Here is an 18,009-nt window from a genome sequence, read left to right on the forward strand (position 1 = left end):
GATGAACTCGATCGTCTCGCGTTTGAGCAATGCGCATCCGGCGTCGGCATGGCTCGCCGGCATCTATTCGATTTGTTCCGCGCATCCGTGGGTGCTCGAAGCGGCCATGCGACAGGCGCTGGAAGATGAGACGCCGTTGCTGATCGAATCGACATCGAATCAGGTCGATCAGTACGGCGGTTATACGGGCATGAAGCCCGCGGACTTTGTGGACTTCGTTCGTTCGATTGCCGAGCGAGTCGGATTCCCGCATGAGCATCTGATTCTTGGCGGCGATCATCTTGGTCCGAATGCATGGCGTCACCTTCGCGCTGACGAAGCCATGCAACGCGCCGATGCGTTGATCGACGCTTATGCATCGGCGGGATTCACGAAGATTCACCTCGATACCAGCATGTCGTGCGCCGATGATCCCGAGAGGTTATCGGATGCGGTTGTTGCTTCAAGGGCCGCACGCTTGTGCGCAGTCGCCGAAGCTGCCGTAAAGCGGGCAGGTCTTGGCGTGAGCCCGGTATATGTGATCGGCACCGAAGTACCCGTGCCGGGTGGTGCTGCGGAAGAGCTGGACATCGTCGAACCGACCTCGCGTGAAGCGGCGATTGAAACCGCTTTGGTCCACAAAAAGGCGTGGCAAGAACACGGGGTTCAAGTCGCATGGCCGCGAGTGATCGCGCTTGTCGTGCAGCCTGGCGTGGAGTTCGATCACACGAAGGTGATCGACTATGTGCCGGCGCGCGCCGAGTCGCTGAAGAGCGCGTTGGACGATCTGCACGGCATGGTCTTCGAGGCGCATTCCACCGATTATCAGACACCCGAAGCGCTGAGCGCATTGGTCCGCGATGGCTTTCGCATTCTCAAAGTGGGTCCGGGCGTGACGTTCGCGTTGCGCGAGGCGTTGTACGCGTTGGCGGATATCGAAACGCAATTGATCGACGAGAAGAAGCGATCGAATTTACGCGCTGTGGTCGAGCGCGTGATGCTGAGCAAACCCGGTTACTGGGAAAAGTATTATCACGGCGATGCCGAACAGCAACGCGTGTTACGCACCTACAGCTATAGCGACCGCGTACGTTATTACTGGGCCGATGCGGAGATCGGCGCCACAGCGCAAAAACTGCTCGATAACCTAGCCGCGCTTAAAATTCCCGAGAACCTGCTGAGCCAGTTCTTGCCCGATCAATATTGGGCAGTGCGGCGCGCTCAGTTAGCTAACGAGCCGCTCGCGCTGGTGCAGGATCGCGTGCGGCAGGTCATTCGAACGTACGCAGCGGCGTGCCGCGCATAACGCCTGAGGCTGAAGCTCAGTGCTTGCCCGTGCTGCCGAATCCACCGGCGCCGCGCTCGCTCTGAGCGAAGTCATCGACGATATTAAACGTCGCCTGCACCACCGGCACGATCACCAGTTGCGCGAGGCGCTCAAGCGGATTCAGCGTGAACGCAGTCGCGCCGCGATTCCACGTCGAGATCATCAACTGGCCCTGGTAGTCCGAGTCGATCAATCCAACCAGATTCCCCAGCACCACGCCGTGCTTATGACCGAGCCCCGAGCGCGGCAGAATCAGCGCCGCATAACCCGGGTCTTCGATATGAATCGCCAGGCCCGTGGGTACCAGCGTCGTCTGGCCGGGTTCAAGCGTGATGGCTTCGTCCAGGCACGCGCGTAAATCGAGTCCGGCGCTGCCAGGCGTGGCGTAGGCGGGCAGGTAGTCGCGCATGCGCGCATCGAGGATCTTGATGTCGAGTTTCATGGGTTCTGTTTATTGAGTTCGAAGGCTTGAGCCAGCAGTTCGTACGAGCGCATGCGCGCCGGGTAACTTCCTGCAACGCTCAGCACGATCAGTTCGTCGGCATCGAAGCGTTGTTGGAGTTCATGCAATTGTTCAGTCACGCGCTCCGGCGTGCCAATAATGCTGCGGCTTTTTTCCCGCGCAATCACAGTCAGTTCGCGTTCGCCGAATGCCTGGTTTGCCCCCTGGGCAATCGATGGAATCGGCATATTGAGCCCGTACGCCATCTGCACGCGACGCAAATCGACCGCACGTTCAAGTGCGGCGGCTTCCGTTTCGGTATCGGCGCAAATGACGAACACGGCCGCTGCAAGATAGGGCTTCGAGCCATTGCGCGACACAAACCGCTCGCGATAAGCCTCCGCCACCCTGTGCCCATACTGCGCGTTAATAAAATGCGCGAACGCGAAACGAATGCCAAGTTGCGCCGCGAGCAAACCGCCGAAATCGCTGGAACCGAGCATCCACAATTCGGGGCGAGTAGCAATTTCGGGCTGCAGCAACACGCCGTGCGCGAGGTGGTCTTCGGGCAACGTACCGTCGAACAGACCGACCAGTTCACCGACCTGCTGCGGGAAAATATCGCCGCGATTGTAGTCGCCTGCGGCCACCGCTTGCGCGGTACGCATATCGCCGCCGGGCGCACGCCCAACGCCCAGATCCACGCGATTCGGGAACAGCGCTTCGAGCATCAGGAATTGCTCTGCAACCTTGAACGAGCTGTAGTAGGGCAGCATGACGCCGCCCGAACCGATCCGAATGCGCTCGGTCAAGCTGCCGATTCGCGCGAGCAAAACTTCCGGGCAAGGATTCGATACCCCGCGCAAACCATGATGCTCGGCGCACCAGTACCGCGTGTAGCCAAGGTCATCCGCGAGGCGCGCCAGATCGAGTGTGGCCGCGATGGCATCGGCGGTGCTATGGCCGTGAATGACCGGCGTCTGATCGAGTACGGAGAGTTTCGTCGTCATGGTCTTGGCAATGAGCTAAGCCAGCAGGCTAAGACAGCAGCGAACCGCCGCGCGGCGCCCGCTTTGCAATCTCGCCGATCAGCAACTTCGCCAGCAGCTTTTTATCGGCGCGAGGCAGGCGCGTGATACCCGAGGCCTCGAACAGCACGACCTCGTTGTCGTCGAGGCCGAACGTCAGCGGCCCGAGATTGCCAATCAGCAGCGGCACGTTCTTGCGTGCGCGTTTGTCCTCGCCATGCACTTCGAGATCGCCGCTTTCCGCCGCGAAACCGACGCAATACGGAGGGTTCGGCAAACGTGCGACGGTCGCGAGAATGTCGGGGTTTTCGACGAACGTGAAGGTCGGCATCGGCTGGTTGGCGGTCTTCTTGATCTTGTGCTCGCTCAAGTGATCGACGCGCCAGTCCGCGACCGCGGCCACCGCAATGAAGATGTCCGCATCGGGCGTGGCTTGCAGTACGGCGTCGTGCATCTGCTGCGCGGTCTGCACATCTTCGCGGTACACGCCCCAAGGCGTCTCCAGCGCGACCGGGCCGGCCACAAGATGCACGTCCGCGCCCGCCTGAGCCGCCGCACGCGCCAGCGCAAACCCCATCTTGCCGGACGAACGGTTGGTGATGCCGCGCACGGGATCGAGCGGTTCGAAGGTCGGGCCTGCCGTAATCAATACGCGATGCCCTTGCAGGATCTTCGGCTGGAAGAAGGCGCAGATCGCTTCGAATGTTGCCGAGGGCTCGAGCATCCTGCCGTCCCCGACTTCACCGCACGCCTGTGCGCCCGAATCGGGTCCCAGCACTTGCACGCCATCGCCACGCAGTTGCGCGACGTTGCGTTGTGTCGCCGGGTTCTGCCACATCTGGCGGTTCATCGCGGGCACGACGAGCAGCGGACAATCGCGCGCTACGCATAGCGTGGAGAGCAGGTCGTCGCAATTGCCATGCGCGAGCTTGGCGATGAAGTCGGTGGAGGCGGGCGCAATCACGATCGCATCGGCTTCACGCGACAGATCAATGTGCGCCATGTTGTTGGCGATCCGCGCGTCCCATTGCGATGTGTACACGGGACGCCCGGACAGCGCCTGCATGGTGACGGGCGTGATGAATTGCGTGGCGGCATCGGTCATGACGATCTGCACGGTCGCGCCGGCTTTCACCAGCAAACGCGTGAGTTCGGCGATCTTGTAGCACGCGATACCCCCCGACAGGCCCAGTACGAGGTGTTTTCCTGCGAGTTCTGCGTTGTCCAAACCTGCCTCCGTACTCATCGCGGCTTACATGCCGAATAACGCTGGCTACTTTGCCCCGCGCACGCGGCGCAACTCATCGAACACGAGCAGCACGGCGCCGATGGTGATCGCGCTATCGGCGAGGTTAAACGCCGGCCAATGCCACGTGTTGACGTGAAAGTCCAGGAAGTCGATCACGTGGCCATAAGCAATCCGGTCGATCACGTTGCCGATCGCGCCGCCCATGATCAGCGCCAATGCCGTGCAGAACATTCGCTGCGTGCCGTGGCGTTTCAGCAAATAGCAGATCACGATGGCCGCGACCACGCCGAGTGCCGTGAATCCCCAACGCTGCCAGCCGCCGGCGGTAGCGAGAAAGCTGAACGCCGCACCGCGGTTGTAGATCAGGAACAGGTTGAAGAACGGCGTAAGCGCGTGCGGTTCGCCATAGGTGAACACACGCGCGACAGCGATCTTCGACAACTGATCGAAGAGAATCACGATCAACGCCACGCCTAGCCACGGCGCGAGTGAACCACTGCTTTGTTTCGACATCGTTCTTGCCATTATGCTGCGCTCCGCGTTTCGCCGTTGCCGAAGAGGTTGGTGATGCAACGGCCGCACAATCCAGGATGTTCCGCCGATGCGCCCACGTCGTCACAGTAATGCCAGCAACGCTCGCATTTCAGATACGTCGATGCAATCACGTCGACGCCTTCATCCGCTTCGTTCGCCACCTTCACGACCCGCGCCGCCGATGTGATCAGCACGAAGCTGAGGTCATCGCCGAGACTGGTCAGCGCGTTATACCGCGCGCCGCTCGCCCGCACGTCCACTTCAGCCTGCAGCGACGAACCGATCATGTTCGCTGTCCGCGCTTCTTCCAGCGCCTTGGTCACGTCGCTGCGCGCGGAGCGGATCAGCGTCCACTTGTCGAGCAATTCGCCGGCATCAGGCACCTGCGGATAGGCGTGATACACCTCGGTGAAGATGGTATCGCGTCCGGGTTGCAGCACCTTGTACGCCTCTTCCGCCGTGAACGACAGATAGGGCGCGACCAGCCGCAGCAAACCGTGCGCGATGTGATGCAGCACCGTCTGCGCCGCGCGGCGTTCGCGCGAATCGGGCTTCATGGTGTACAGCCGATCCTTCAGCACGTCGAGATAAAACCCGCCGAGATCCTCCGAGCAGAACGTCGCAAGCTTCGATACAACCGGATGGAACTCGAACTTCTCGTAGTGCGCGAGCACGTCGTCTTGCAGGTTCTGCGCGAGGGCGACGGCGTATTTATCGATTTCGAGCCAGTCTTCCACCGGACGTGCGTTTTTCTCGAAGTCGAAATCGGAGAGATTGGACAAGAGGAAGCGCAACGTATTGCGAATCCGCCGATACGTCTCCGTCACGCGCTTCAGGATTTCTTCGGAGATGGCGAGCTCACCCGAATAATCCGTCGATGCAATCCACAAGCGGATGATTTCCGCGCCCAGCCGGTTCGACACTTCGTGCGGATCGACGCCGTTGCCCAGCGACTTCGACATCTTGCGGCCTTCGCCATCGACGGTGAAGCCGTGCGTCAGCAGCGCGTTGTACGGCGGGCGGCCATCGAGCATGGAGGCGGTCAGCAACGACGAATGGAACCATCCGCGATGCTGGTCCGAACCTTCCAGATACAAGTCAGCCGGGAACTGCAGCGAGTCCTTGTGCGAGCCGCGCAGCACGTGCCAGTGCGTCGTGCCGGAATCGAACCAGACGTCGAGCGTGTCGCGATTCTTCTCGTACATGTTGGCTTCGTCGCCGAGCATTTCTTGTGGATCGAGCGTTTGCCACGCTTCGATCCCGCTCACTTCCACGCGCTTTGCCACTTCCTCGAGCAATTGCAGCGTACGCGGATGCAGTTCGCCGGTTTCCTTATGGACGAAAAACGCCATCGGCACGCCCCACTGGCGCTGTCGCGAGAGCGTCCAGTCCGGCCGGTTCGCGATCATGCTGTAGAGCCGCTGCTTGCCCCATGCCGGGAAGAACGCCGTGTTTTCGATACCTTCCAGCGCGGTTTCGCGCAGCGTGCGGGACGTGTCGTTGGGCTTCACGTCCATGCCGGCGAACCACTGCGACGTCGCGCGATAGATGATCGGCGTCTTGTGGCGCCAGCAGTGCATGTAGCTGTGCGTGTATTTCTCGGTCTTCAGCAGCGAATGCGCGCTGCGCAACGCTTCCACGATCTGGTCGTTGGCTTCCCAGATCGAGAGTCCGCCGAACAGCGGCAGCGACTCGATATAACGACCGTCGCCCATGACGGGGTTGATGATGTCGGAGTCCGTCATGCCGTGCGCCTTGCAGGACACGAAGTCTTCCACGCCATACGCCGGCGATGAATGCACGATCCCCGTGCCGCTTTCAGTCGTCACGTACTCGCCGAGATACACAGGCGCGGTGCGTTTATAGCCGGGGTGGGCCGCGCTCAGCGGATGATGAAAGCGCAAGCCGCTCAGCTTGGCACCGGGCGCGGTAGCGATGGTTGAACCGGTCACGCCGTATTGCTTGAGACATTCTTCCACGCGATCTTCGGCGAGGATCAGCAGGCCCTTTCCGGTATCGACGAGGCTATAGACGATCTCCGGATGCACGTTCAGCGCCTGGTTGGCGGGAATGGTCCACGGCGTAGTCGTCCAGATCACCACGCCACCTTCCTGCTTCGGCAAGGCGTTCAGGCCGAACGCCTGCGCGGTTTTCTCCGGCTCGGCGAAAGCGAACAGCACGTCGATGGTCGGATCGACCTTGTCCTGGTACTCGACTTCGGCTTCAGCCAGCGCCGAACCGCAGTCGAAACACCAATTCACCGGCTTCAGCCCGCGATACACGTAACCCTTCTCGAGGATCTTTCCCAACGCGCGGATTTCGCCGGCTTCGTTGGCGAAGTTCATCGTCTTGTATGGGTTGTCCCAGTCACCGAGCACACCGAGGCGCCGGAAGCCCAGTTTCTGCTTTTCGATCTGCGCGCTCGCGTAGGTGCGCGCTTTTTCCATCACTTCGCGCGCCGGCAGCGACTTGCCGAACTGCTTTTCGATCTGGATCTCGATCGGCATGCCATGGCAATCCCAGCCGGGGACATAGACTGCGTCGAAGCCCGCCAGATTGCGCGCCTTCACGATCATGTCCTTCAGGATCTTGTTCACCGCGTGGCCGAGGTGGATGTCGCCGTTCGCATACGGCGGGCCGTCGTGCAGGATGAACTTCTTGCGGCCGTGGCTGGCGGCGCGGATCTTCTCGTAGATCTTGTTGTCCTGCCATTCCTTCACCCATTGAGGCTCGCGCTTGGGCAAGTCGCCGCGCATGGGGAACGGCGTATCCAACAGATTGACCGGATACTTCGACTGGGGCTTGGCTTCTTTCTTGTTGCTCATGGATGACTCGATATCTGTTCGGTGAAGCGGCGGTGAGGCGGCGGTTCCAAGCGGGCAAGCTCGGGAACGGGCTCGAAGGTGCGTGTTTAGCGAGGCAGCGGGCAGCGCGTCGGGGGCTTTATCGGAAACTTCAAGCGCCCGGCGCCACGCGCTCACCTAATTCGATCGGTGGCCGAGGTGGCGAAACCGCTGTCGCGGCCACTTGAGTTCACGTCTGATGCGAAATAGGCGCGGGCGTTGGTCACGTCGCGCGCGATTGCTGCCGTCAGTGTTTCGAGGTCCACGTACTTTTCCTCGTCACGCAGCTTTTGCAGGAACTCGATACGCACGAGCTTGCCGTAGGCGTCGCCATGCCAGTCGAGCACGAAGGTTTCGAGCAGCACGCGGCCGGAGTCGTCGACGGTCGGACGCAATCCGAGACTCGCCACACCCGGCAGCGGCACGGGTCCGAGCCCATGCACACGCACGACAAAAATGCCTGCGAGCGCCGGCCGCTTATGGGCGATCGGCATGTTGAGCGTGGGGAAGCCGAGATCGCGGCCGAGCTTTTGCCCGTGCACCACGTGGCCGCTAATGACATAGGGACGGCCTAGCGCGAGGCGGGCGGCATCGAGATCGCCTGCTACCAGCGACGCCCGCACGCCCGAGCTCGAGATGCGCGCGCCGTTCGGGGCGGCGACGGTCGCCATTTGTTCGACTTCGAAGCCGTGCTTGTGCCCGGCTGCCTTGAGCGACTCGAAATCGCCGGCGCGTTTTGCGCCGTAGCGGAAGTCGTCGCCGATCATCACCCAGCGCGCGTGCAGCCCGTTCACGATCACATTCTCCACGAACGTATCGGGCGGCTGGCTGGCGAAGGTGTGATTGAAATGCTCGACCACGACGCGATCCACGCCGTTCGTGCGCAGCGCTTCGAGCTTGTCGCGCAGCATCGCGATACGCGGCGGCGCGCCGGCGGGATTGAAGAATTCGCGGGGATGCGGCTCGAAGGTCATCACGCAGACCGGCAGGCCGCGGGCGTCCGCGGCGGCACGCACGTGGGCGAGCAGCGCCTGATGGCCACGGTGGACACCGTCGAAATTGCCGATGGTCAGCGCACAGGGCGCGCGGCTTTCGGCATTGGGTAGGCCGCGAAAGACTCTCACGATATCGGTTGGGTCGGCGGTTGGCGGTTAAATGGGCGAATACTTGGGCAAATGCAGCGCGAGGCTGGCAAAGCCGCAAAGCGTTCGATTATAAACGCTCACAGCACTGGACGGAGGCCGGGCCCACTGCGGGTCGGGCGGATTCGCCGGGTTTTGACGGCATCGAATGATAAAATCCGCGGATGAAAAAAATCGTCATCCTGATTTCCGGGCGGGGAACCAATATGGAAGCCGTCGTGCGGGCTTGCGCGCGCGAAGGCTGGCCGGCTCGGGTGGCGGCCGTCATCTCGAATCGCCCAGATGCCGCCGGGCTTGCGTTCGCGGCGGCAAACGGCATTCCGGCCAGTGTCATCGATCACCGTGAATTCACTACGCGCGAAGCCTTCGATCAGGCGCTTGCACGCACTATCGACGGCTTCGAACCGGATCTCGTGATGCTCGCGGGCTTCATGCGCGTGCTCACGGACGCCTTCGTCGAACGCTACGCCGGCCGCATGATCAACATTCATCCGTCGCTGCTGCCGTGCTTTCCGGGGCTTAAAACGCACAGCCAAGCCCTCGATGCCGGCGTGCGCGTGCACGGCGCAAGCGTCCATTTTGTCACGCCGACGCTGGATCATGGACCCATCGTCGCGCAGGCAGCGGTGCCGGTTCTGGCCGGCGACGACGCGGCAGCACTCGCTACCCGGGTGCTCGCCGTCGAACACATTATTTACCCACGCGCGGTGCGCTGGTTCGTCGAAGGGCGTCTTGCCATCGACGGCGAGCGTGTCGTGCTCACGCCACCAGAGCCGCAATGGCTCTTTGCCGACATTGCCGGGGAGGGCGTATGAGGCTTCATGGATTTTTGATAGGACAAACCGAGACGTTGCTGGCGGACGTACTGCGCTTTAGCGGTCCCGCTGATGCCGCCACCAGCCGTTTTTTCCGTGCGCATCCGAAGCTCGGCCACAACGAACGCGGCGTGATCGCCGAAGCGGTGTTCGCGGTCCTGCGCCGCAAGATGGAATTTTCGCATCTCGCCGAAAGCGGCAGCGGCAACCTCGCGCGGCGTCTTGCGCTGCTGGGCTTGATGCAGACGGCGGGGTTATCGGCGGTCAAGCCGTTTATTTCCGCCGATGAATACCAATGGCTCAACCAGGTGTCGAAGATCGATCCGGGCAGTTTGCCGGTGCGGGTGCGGACCAATTTGCCGCAATGGATCTACGACGCCATGACAAAGCGCTTCGATACCGAAGAGCTCGCTCTGCTTGCCGCCGCGCTGAACTATCCGGCGCCGCTCGATCTGCGCGCCAACCCGATCAAGGCCACGCGTGAACTGGTCATCAAGACGCTAACCGAAGCCGGTATCGATGCAGGCGAAATGCCGTTTGCGCCTTATGGCGTACGGGTGGACGGCAAGCCGGCGCTCACACGCCTGCAGCCGTTCCAGGACGGCTGGATCGAGGTGCAGGACGAAGGCAGCCAACTGCTGTGCTCGCTGGTTGCGCCCCGGCGCGGCGAAATGATCGTGGATTTCTGCGCGGGCGCGGGCGGCAAGACGCTGGCGCTGGGCGCGATGATGCGCTCCTCGGGCCGTCTCTACGCCTTCGACGTGTCCGACCGCCGGCTCGCCAAACTCAAGCCGCGTCTGGCTCGCAGCGGCTTGTCGAATGTGAATCCGGTGCTGATCGACAGCGAACACGACGCCAAGATCAAGCGCCTGGCGGGCAAGATCGACCGTGTTCTCGTCGATGCCCCCTGTTCCGGCCTCGGCACGCTGCGTCGCAATCCGGACCTGAAATGGCGTCAGTCGCCGGAATCGGTGGCGGAACTCACGCCAAAGCAGTTGTCCATTCTGACCAGCGCGGCGCGGCTGGTGAAAGTGGGAGGCCGTCTCGTCTACGCAACATGCAGCATGCTGGAAGCGGAAAACGAGGGCGTAGTGAACCAGTTCCTGGCGACTCATCCGGGCTTCAAGCTGGTTCCGGCGCGAGAAGTGCTGGCCGAACAGCGCATTGATCTGGACACGGGCGACTATCTGCAACTGTGGCCGCACAAGCACGGCACGGACGGTTTCTTCGCCGCCGTACTCGAACGGTTGCCGGTTGCAGCTAAAGAAGCCGTGGTTGAGGAAGCAGTCGAGGAATAAGTAATATTTGCTCGCTTTGGCTGGCGGATTCGGAAGCGAACCCCGGCCAAAGCTTTCAAAAGCGGGAAATTCGTGTTTACCTCACTAAACAGCAACGCAAATTAGCGGTCAAATTTCCAGCTGACCCTGCGCGAAATCAAAATTTTCCCTAATCGACACAAAGACTTGGAACGCATGAAGTAAAATGCCGTCTCATCACGTGCATATTCCTTTCATGCACCCAACAGCCGTCGATCCTGTTTTCGTTCGGCTATTTTTTCCGCCTTTCAGGTAAATTGCCTTGCTGAATTCATCGCTTGAATTTCTCGCCAACGGATTGCTGGACCTTTCGTGGTGGCAGATCTTGCTGTTCACTCTCGTGATGACGCACATCACGATCATCGGCGTGACCGTCTATTTGCATCGCTGCCAGGCGCACCGCGCGCTGGAACTGCATCCGGCCGTCAGCCACTTTTTCCGTTTCTGGCTCTGGATGACCACCGGCATGCTGACGGGTCAATGGGCCGCGATTCACCGTAAGCATCACGCCAAGTGCGAGACCGAAGAAGATCCGCACAGCCCGCAAACGCGCGGCATCTGGAAAGTCTTGCTCGAAGGCGCTGAACTGTACCGCTCGGAAGCCAAGAACGAAGAAACCATGCGCAAGTTCAGTCACGGCACGCCGAACGACTGGATGGAACGCAACGTCTACACGCGTTACCCCATTCTCGGCATCAGCATCATGATGGTCATCGACGTTGCGCTGTTCGGCTTTGTCGGGCTGTCGGTTTGGGCCGTGCAGATGATCTGGATTCCGTTCTGGGCGGCGGGCGTGGTCAACGGGCTCGCACACTGGTGGGGTTACCGCAACTTCAATTCGTCGGACGCCAGCACGAACATCTTCCCGCTTGGCATCCTGATCGGCGGCGAAGAGCTGCATAACAATCACCACACGTATGCAACGTCGGCGAAGCTGTCGAACAAGTGGTACGAGTTCGATATCGGCTGGATGTATATCCGCATCATGTCGGCGTTCAAGCTGGCCAAGGTCAAGAAGATTGCGCCCACGCCGCGTTTGTTGACTGCCAAGCGGGTGCTCGATCACGACACGCTGCAAGCCGTGCTGTCGAACCGCTATGAAGTGATGGCGCGTTACGGCAAGGCGCTCAAGCGTGCGTATCGGCAGGAATTGTCGAAGCTGAAAGAAGGCGGTTCTGCCGACAAGTATCAGCTGATGCGTGGTGCCCGCAAGTGGGCGCACAAGGAAGAGGCGGGCCTCGACGAGCCGCAACGCCAGCAGTTGCCAGCGCTTTTCTCCGACAACCACAAGCTGCGCACCTATATTGAATTGCGTCAGGATCTGGCCGCCATGTGGGACCGCTCCAACGCATCGCGCGAACAACTGCTCGCGCAATTGCAGGACTGGTGTCATCGTGCGGAGCAAAGCGGTATCAAGGCGCTGCAGGACTTCGCCTCACGCCTGCGACGCTACGCCTGACAGCGTCCCGACCTTCGTCATCGATATCCGTTAAAATTTAATGACGTCACAAGACCCCGCTCTGGCGGGGTTTTTCGTTTTGGGACGACGTAATCACGGATCGGAGACGAGGAAGCGATGGAGCAGCTCATTAAAAGCGTCGAGTACGACCGGCCGCAAGGACTGACGTGCGGCATCGGCCAGGCGTGGGCGAAAGTGCCGCACGCCCCGTCGCGCGAGGAAAAGCGCGAGTTGAAGGAGCGCATTCGAGCGTTGCTCGTGCGCGAGAAAGCGGTGCTGGTCGCGCACTATTATGTCGATGCCGAGTTGCAGGAACTCGCCGATGAAACCGGTGGTTGCGTAGCGGATTCGCTAGAGATGGCGCGCTTCGGGCGCGACCATGCGGCGCAGACGCTGATTGTGGCCGGCGTACGTTTCATGGGCGAGACGGCGAAGATTCTCAGCCCCGAGAAGCGTGTGCTGATGCCCGATCTCGACGCCACGTGTTCCCTCGATCTCGGTTGTCCCGCCGACGAGTTCTCCGCTTTCTGCGACGCCCATCCCGATCGAACCGTCGTTGTGTACGCGAATACCAGCGCGGCCGTAAAGGCGCGGGCGGACTGGATGGTGACATCCTCGATTGGGCTTGAGATCGTGGCGGATCTGCACGCGCGCGGCGAAAAAATCCTGTGGGCGCCTGACCGGCATCTGGGCGGTTATATCCAGAAGAAAACGGGCGCCGACATGCTGTCGTGGCAAGGCTCGTGTCTCGTTCACGACGAGTTCAAGGGCATTGAGCTCGATCTGCTGCGCACGCAATATCCCGACGCAAAAATTCTCGTTCATCCGGAGTCGCCGGAAGCGGTTGTCGCGCTGGCCGACGTGGTGGGATCAACGACGCAACTGATCGACGCGGCCGTGCGGCTTGAAGCCAAGCGGTTTATCGTCGCGACGGATCTCGGGATCCTGCACAAGATGCGGCTCGCCGCGCCGGACAAGGAATTCATCGAAGCGCCGACGGCTGGGAACAGTGCCACCTGCAAGAGCTGCGCGCATTGCCCATGGATGGCGATGAATGGCTTGGCGAATCTGGCCGCTGTACTGGAGCGCGGCCACAACGAAATTTTCGTCGACCCGGCTATCGCGGCGCGTGCGCGCCTGCCGATCGACCGCATGCTCGACTTCGCCGCGCGTCACAAGAAGCGCGTGCAGGCGAGCGGCGATCTGGCGAAGGATGTGTCGTTGTTTTCAAATGTAGGAGCGGCGTGATGGCGGCAAGTCAGGTGGTTTCCCCCCTGCTCGAGGAAATCCGCGCGTTGTACGGCGAGGCGTTCGATCAGGCGCTTCAGCGCAACGTGACCGATGCGCTGGCGGAAGACATCGGCGATGGCGACCGGACCGGGCTTCTGGTCCCTGCCGGTGCGAGGCGCACGGCGCGCGTCACGGTCCGTGAGGAAGCGGTGTTATGCGGTGTGCCGTGGTTCGAGGCGGTGATGCGCCGGGTGGATGAATCGATTCGCGTGGAATGGCTGTATCGCGAAGGTGCGCGGATGATCGCCAATACGCCGGTGGTCTTGGTGCACGGTCCGGCGCGTGCGTTGCTGACTGCCGAGCGCAATGCGCTGAATTTTCTGCAGATGCTGTCGGGCGTGGCGAGCGCGACGCGGCGTTACGTTGACGCGATTGAAGGGACGCGGGCCCGGATTCTCGACACGCGCAAGACCTTGCCGGGTTTGCGTCTGGCCCAGAAGTACGCGGTGCGCGTGGGTGGCGGCGCGAACCAGCGGCTCGCGCTTTACGACGGCATTCTGATCAAGGAAAACCACATTGCCGCGGCGGGTGGCGTGGGTGCGGCGATGGATGCGGCACTTGCGTTGGACGTTGGTGTGCCGATCCAGATTGAAGTGGAGACGCTCGAGCAACTCGAAACGGCGTTGGCGCATCGGGCGGAATCGATCCTGCTCGATAATTTCACCTTCGATGCCATGCACGATGCCGTGCGGCTGACCGGCGGACGCGCGGTGCTCGAAGTGTCGGGCGGGGTGAATTTCGATTCCGTGCGGACGATTGCCGAGACCGGCGTGGATCGGATTTCTATCGGCGCGCTGACGAAGGATGTGCGGGCGACCGATTATTCGATGCGGCTTGAGTAGGGGCCGGGGGCGGGTTGCTGCTTTCAAACCGGGTGGTCTGGCCGAGCCGGTTTTTTCCTTCTAGTGAAAACGGGCGGGCCACAGACACCGGAAGCACCAACCCGACCCGGCTACCAAGCGCAAAATCACCGGCAACCTGGTTTGACCCTGACCACTACCGACCGAGCAGCAACCATCCATCCCCGCCGTCGTGTCTAGACAACTTAAATAAGCGTTATACAAAAACGAACGACCGCTCGTCAAATCTCCCTCGTGCACCACAGTAAAGCCCCCCGTAAGCCTTATCCACCAAGCCAGTCAGTATTTTCCCTAACTTCCCCCGCTTAGGCGAAAAAAACGTTGCCAGTCCTTTTTGTTCACTCCATGCTTGTATATACAAGTTGGCGTTCGCCACTTGGTCCAACAACCTTCGTGGAAGAGTGGCTCAACAATGACAGGCAAAATGAAATTGCTCGCCCGGCTGGCTGCATCGGTGGCCGTTGGTGTTATCGCTTTCGGCGCGGCCAGCGCCCAGGCTAAAGATTGGAAAACCGTGACGATCGCCACCGAAGGCGCGTACGAACCGTGGAACCTGACGCTCCCCGGCGGCAAGCTCGGCGGCTTCGAGCCGGAGCTGATCGAGAACGTCTGCGCCCGCATCAAGATCCAGTGCAATCTGGTCACGCAAGACTGGGACGGCATGATCGCAGGCCTCCAGGCAGGTAAGTTCGACGTGCTCATGGACGCCATCTCGGTCACGCCGGAACGCGAAAAAATCATCGCTTTCTCGACGCCGTATGCATCGACGCCGGCCGCCTTCGTCTCGGCCGGTCAGAGCTCCGCCGCGCTCGCGAAGCAGCCCGGCGCCGGCCAGACCGTCAAGCTGACGGGCGACGCAGCCCATGACAAAACCACGGTCGACGCGCTGCGCGTCGCGCTGAAAGGCAAGACCATCGGCATCCAGTCGGGTACGGTCTACACGAAGTTCATCGATACGAACTTCAAGGACGTCGCAACTATCCGCGAATACAAGACTGCGCCGGAGCATGACCTCGATCTGGTAGCAGGCCGTATTGACGTGGCATTCGACGACAGCACCTACTGGGCCTCGGCATTCACCAAGCCGGAAAACAAGGGCCTCGCGTTCACCGGCCCGAAGATTGCCGGACCGGTCTGGGGCCCGGGCGAAGCATTGGCGTTCCGTCTGTCCGACAAGGACCTGAAGGCCAAATTCGACCAGGGTATTGCAGCGGCGCTCGCCGATGGCACGGTCAAGCGCCTCTCGCTGAAATGGCTGAAGGTCGACGCCACGCCTTAAGGCGTAGCTGTTTTACGAAGGTCTGGCGAGCGTGCCGATAGAAAACGGCGCGCTCGACGATGCATCACCGTTGGAGATAAAAGATGAGTCTGGTTCAACTACTCGGCTTCGGCGAGCAAGGATGGGGCACCACGTTGCTGCTCGCGCTGCTCATGACCGTGGTGCTGACGATCGCAGCGCTCGCTGTAGGCGCGGTTTTCGGTGCGATGGTCGCCGCCGCGAAACTGTCGCGCAGCCGCACGCTAAGAATTATCGGCGATGCCTACACCACGCTTTTTCGCGGTATCCCCGAACTGCTGATCATCTATCTCTTCTACTTCGGTGGCTCGTCGGTAGTGACCGCCATCGGCCAGTTTTTCGGTGCCGATGGTTTCATCGGTGTGCCGCCTTTCGTGGTCGGCGCACTCGCCATCGGCCTGATTTCCGGGTCGTATCAAGCCGAGGTGTATCGCTCTGCGGTGCTGGCGGTGTCGCGCGGAGAGATCGAGGCGGCACGGGCCATCGGCATGTCGACGCCAACGTTATGGCGGCGCGTGCTGATTCCACAAGTCGTGCGTTTCGCGCTGCCGGGTATCGGCAATGTGTGGCAGTTGAGCCTCAAGGATTCGGCGCTGATCGCGGTGACCGGGCTCGCCGAACTGATGCGCACAAGCCAGGTTGCCGCCGGATCGACTCATCAATACTTCACGTTTTATATGGTCGGCGGGGCGCTTTATCTGATCCTCACGAGCCTGTCGAACCGCGTCTTCGACCGTGCCGAAGCGCGCATCGGCCGCTCGTTCCGCGGCACGCTTGCGCGCCACTAAGACGTTTCAAACGAATCCGACCATGAACATCGATTTCGAATTTCTCGGCGATACGTTGTCGAAACTATTAGCCGCCGTTCCCACCACGCTCGGGTTGTTCTTCGCCTCGCTGATCGTGGGCGGCATGCTTTCGCTGGTCATCGTTGCGATGCGGGTGAGTCCTAATTGGGCGCTGAACCGCTTTGCGCGCGGCTACATCCTGGTGTTCCGCGGCTCGCCGCTGCTGATCCAGATGTTTCTCGTGTACTACGGCTTGGGCCAGTTCCCAGCGGTGCGCGAGAGCTTCCTGTGGCCGCTGCTGCGTGTGCCGTATGTTTGCGCGATCGTCTCCCTTGCGCTGTGCACGGCCGGATATACCGCCGAAATCATTCGCGGCGGCTTGCAATCGGTGCCGCATGGACAGATTGAAGCGGCGCTCGCGGTCGGCATGTCGCGCTGGACCGTATTGCGCCGGATCATCGCGCCAATCACGCTGCGTTACGCGCTGCCCGCGTACTCGACCGAGGCCGTGCTGCTCGTCAAATCGACGGCGCTGGCAAGTCTTGTCACGGTCTGGGACGTGACGGGCGTGGCGCAACAGATCATCCAGCGGACCTACCGGACGATGGAAGTTTTCATCTGCGCCGCCGCCATCTACCTCGTATTGAATTTCATCATCGTGCGTGCGCTTGGCATGCTCGAAAAGAAGCTTTCACCGCACTTGCGCGATCGTAACGGTGCCGCGCCGAAAAAGCCTGCACGTGCCTCGCTCAAAGCCGCGACCGTCCCCGACAGCCAGCACATCGATTCCTGATTCAAAGGGAGAAAACCTCATGAACGTAAGCAGCTCCATTGCGCTGTCCGCGACCAACATCCACAAGTCTTTCGGCGATGCACACGTGCTCAAGGGCATCTCCCTCGATGCGCACGAAGGCGATGTGATCTCGATTCTCGGCGCGAGCGGCTCCGGCAAAAGCACTTTCCTGCGCTGTATCAACATGCTGGAAACGCCCGATGACGGCGAAGTGAAACTTGCAGGCGAAGCCATCGAAATGAAGCGTGGCCGCGATGGACGCTTGCAGCCGGGCAACCGCAAACAGGTCGACCGGATTCGCTCGCAGCTCGGCATGGTGTTCCAGAGTTTCAACCTCTGGTCGCACATGACGGTGATGCAAAACGTGATTGAAGGACCATTGCGCGTGCAGAAACGCACGCGTGCGGAGTGCGTCGAAGAGGCCGAGCAGTTGCTGACGAAGGTCGGTCTTTACGAAAAGCGCGACGCGTATCCCGCGCATCTGTCGGGTGGCCAGCAACAGCGTGTAGCCATCGCGCGTGCGTTGGCCATGCACCCCAAAGTCATGCTCTTCGATGAACCCACCTCCGCGCTCGACCCGGAACTCGTCGGTGAAGTGCTCCGTGTAATGCGCGCGCTCGCCGAGGAAGGCCGGACCATGCTGGTCGTCACGCACGAGATGGGTTTCGCGCGGCATGTGTCGAATCGCGTGATGTTCCTGCATCAGGGACAAGTCGATGCCGAAGGCCCGCCCGACGACCTGTTCAACGGCCGCTGCTCGGAGCGTTTCCAGCAGTTCGTGTCGAGTCATCATTCCCGTACCGCTAACTAAACGAGGTCGACGTGCTGGCCAGCCCCCTTTTACCGA

16 protein-coding genes are annotated in these 18,009 nt (G+C 61.1%); 10 read left to right on the forward strand and 6 right to left on the reverse strand.

Features of this window, described 5'->3' with window-relative positions:
• Window position 1: 1 nt before the first annotated feature.
• Window positions 2-1,285: a D-tagatose-bisphosphate aldolase, class II, non-catalytic subunit gene (locus EOS_RS30475; protein WP_047895921.1), complete on the forward strand. Its 1,284-nt coding sequence runs from the start codon at window positions 2-4 to the stop codon at window positions 1,283-1,285.
• Between the two features lie 16 nt (window positions 1,286-1,301).
• Here the strand turns inward: EOS_RS30475 and dut are convergent, their stop codons facing one another.
• The 6 genes from dut to EOS_RS30505 form a co-directional block, all read right to left on the reverse strand.
• A complete protein-coding gene (gene dut, locus EOS_RS30480; RefSeq protein ID WP_047895922.1) occupies window positions 1,302-1,748 on the reverse strand; it encodes a dUTP diphosphatase in 447 nt (148 codons plus the stop codon).
• A complete protein-coding gene (locus EOS_RS30485) occupies window positions 1,745-2,758 on the reverse strand; it encodes an LLM class flavin-dependent oxidoreductase (protein WP_047895923.1) in 1,014 nt (337 codons plus the stop codon). The genes dut and EOS_RS30485 overlap by 4 nt, the downstream gene beginning before the upstream one ends.
• A 28-nt stretch (window positions 2,759-2,786) precedes the next feature.
• Complete coding sequence (coaBC, locus tag EOS_RS30490; protein WP_087882018.1) at window positions 2,787-4,004, reverse strand: bifunctional phosphopantothenoylcysteine decarboxylase/phosphopantothenate--cysteine ligase CoaBC; 1,218 nt, start codon at window positions 4,002-4,004, stop codon at window positions 2,787-2,789.
• 45 nt (window positions 4,005-4,049) lie between these two features.
• Complete coding sequence (lspA, locus tag EOS_RS30495; protein WP_047895925.1) at window positions 4,050-4,550, reverse strand: signal peptidase II; 501 nt, start codon at window positions 4,548-4,550, stop codon at window positions 4,050-4,052.
• A complete protein-coding gene (gene ileS, locus EOS_RS30500) occupies window positions 4,550-7,384 on the reverse strand; it encodes an isoleucine--tRNA ligase (RefSeq protein WP_047895926.1) in 2,835 nt (944 codons plus the stop codon). The genes lspA and ileS overlap by 1 nt, the downstream gene beginning before the upstream one ends.
• Before the next feature lie 152 nt (window positions 7,385-7,536).
• Window positions 7,537-8,526, reverse strand: a complete 990-nt coding sequence (locus EOS_RS30505; protein ID WP_047895927.1) for a bifunctional riboflavin kinase/FAD synthetase — start codon at window positions 8,524-8,526, stop codon at window positions 7,537-7,539.
• A 182-nt stretch (window positions 8,527-8,708) separates the two neighbouring features.
• Here EOS_RS30505 and purN point away from each other — a divergent pair, with 182 nt between their 5' ends.
• The 9 genes from purN (at window position 8,709) to EOS_RS30550 (ending at window position 17,973) form a co-directional block, all read left to right on the forward strand.
• The gene (gene purN, locus EOS_RS30510; protein ID WP_047895928.1) at window positions 8,709-9,359 is read left to right on the forward strand and encodes a phosphoribosylglycinamide formyltransferase; all 651 of its coding nucleotides are present in this window, start codon (window positions 8,709-8,711) and stop codon (window positions 9,357-9,359) included.
• Window positions 9,356-10,657 carry an RsmB/NOP family class I SAM-dependent RNA methyltransferase gene (locus tag EOS_RS30515; RefSeq protein ID WP_047895929.1) on the forward strand — a complete coding sequence of 434 codons (1,302 nt, stop codon included), beginning with the start codon at window positions 9,356-9,358 and terminating at the stop codon, window positions 10,655-10,657. The genes purN and EOS_RS30515 overlap by 4 nt, the downstream gene beginning before the upstream one ends.
• A gap of 280 nt (window positions 10,658-10,937) precedes the next feature.
• Entirely contained in the window at window positions 10,938-12,134 is a 1,197-nt protein-coding gene (locus EOS_RS30520) for a DesA family fatty acid desaturase (RefSeq protein WP_047895930.1), read from the forward strand.
• Between the two features lie 117 nt (window positions 12,135-12,251).
• On the forward strand, window positions 12,252-13,382 hold the full coding sequence (gene nadA / locus EOS_RS30525) for a quinolinate synthase NadA (protein WP_047895931.1): 1,131 nt from the start codon (window positions 12,252-12,254) through the stop codon (window positions 13,380-13,382).
• On the forward strand, window positions 13,382-14,266 hold the full coding sequence (nadC, locus tag EOS_RS30530; protein WP_047895932.1) for a carboxylating nicotinate-nucleotide diphosphorylase: 885 nt from the start codon (window positions 13,382-13,384) through the stop codon (window positions 14,264-14,266). Before nadA ends, nadC begins: the two co-directional genes overlap by 1 nt.
• 430 nt (window positions 14,267-14,696) lie before the next feature.
• Window positions 14,697-15,563 (forward strand): transporter substrate-binding domain-containing protein, encoded by an 867-nt coding sequence (locus tag EOS_RS30535; RefSeq protein WP_047895933.1) that lies wholly within the window; start codon window positions 14,697-14,699, stop codon window positions 15,561-15,563.
• An 83-nt stretch (window positions 15,564-15,646) separates the two neighbouring features.
• Window positions 15,647-16,369 (forward strand): ABC transporter permease, encoded by a 723-nt coding sequence (locus tag EOS_RS30540; protein WP_047895934.1) that lies wholly within the window; start codon window positions 15,647-15,649, stop codon window positions 16,367-16,369.
• Between the two features lie 22 nt (window positions 16,370-16,391).
• On the forward strand, window positions 16,392-17,162 hold the full coding sequence (locus EOS_RS30545) for an ABC transporter permease (protein WP_047895935.1): 771 nt from the start codon (window positions 16,392-16,394) through the stop codon (window positions 17,160-17,162).
• Window positions 17,163-17,181: 19 nt separating this feature from the next.
• Window positions 17,182-17,973: an ABC transporter ATP-binding protein gene (locus EOS_RS30550; protein ID WP_047895936.1), complete on the forward strand. Its 792-nt coding sequence runs from the start codon at window positions 17,182-17,184 to the stop codon at window positions 17,971-17,973.
• Window positions 17,974-18,009: the final 36 nt, after the last annotated feature.

Origin of the sequence: Caballeronia mineralivorans PML1(12) (assembly GCF_001028175.1) — a bacterium.
Lineage (GTDB): Bacteria > Pseudomonadota > Gammaproteobacteria > Burkholderiales > Burkholderiaceae > Caballeronia > Caballeronia mineralivorans.

What these genes read in the sequence shown, in the direction of transcription:
- EOS_RS30475 (WP_047895921.1), top strand. Translation starts at nt 2, where the DNA reads ATGAACTCGATCGTCTCGCGTTTGAGCAATGCGCATCCGGCGTCGGCA.
- dut (WP_047895922.1), bottom strand. Translation starts at nt 1,748, where the DNA reads ATGAAACTCGACATCAAGATCCTCGATGCGCGCATGCGCGACTACCTG.
- EOS_RS30485 (WP_047895923.1), bottom strand. Translation starts at nt 2,758, where the DNA reads ATGACGACGAAACTCTCCGTACTCGATCAGACGCCGGTCATTCACGGC.
- lspA (WP_047895925.1), bottom strand. Translation starts at nt 4,550, where the DNA reads ATGGCAAGAACGATGTCGAAACAAAGCAGTGGTTCACTCGCGCCGTGG.
- ileS (WP_047895926.1), bottom strand. Translation starts at nt 7,384, where the DNA reads ATGAGCAACAAGAAAGAAGCCAAGCCCCAGTCGAAGTATCCGGTCAAT.
- purN (WP_047895928.1), top strand. Translation starts at nt 8,709, where the DNA reads ATGAAAAAAATCGTCATCCTGATTTCCGGGCGGGGAACCAATATGGAA.
- EOS_RS30515 (WP_047895929.1), top strand. Translation starts at nt 9,356, where the DNA reads ATGAGGCTTCATGGATTTTTGATAGGACAAACCGAGACGTTGCTGGCG.
- nadA (WP_047895931.1), top strand. Translation starts at nt 12,252, where the DNA reads ATGGAGCAGCTCATTAAAAGCGTCGAGTACGACCGGCCGCAAGGACTG.
- nadC (WP_047895932.1), top strand. Translation starts at nt 13,382, where the DNA reads ATGGCGGCAAGTCAGGTGGTTTCCCCCCTGCTCGAGGAAATCCGCGCG.
- EOS_RS30535 (WP_047895933.1), top strand. Translation starts at nt 14,697, where the DNA reads ATGACAGGCAAAATGAAATTGCTCGCCCGGCTGGCTGCATCGGTGGCC.
- EOS_RS30540 (WP_047895934.1), top strand. Translation starts at nt 15,647, where the DNA reads ATGAGTCTGGTTCAACTACTCGGCTTCGGCGAGCAAGGATGGGGCACC.
- EOS_RS30545 (WP_047895935.1), top strand. Translation starts at nt 16,392, where the DNA reads ATGAACATCGATTTCGAATTTCTCGGCGATACGTTGTCGAAACTATTA.
- EOS_RS30550 (WP_047895936.1), top strand. Translation starts at nt 17,182, where the DNA reads ATGAACGTAAGCAGCTCCATTGCGCTGTCCGCGACCAACATCCACAAG.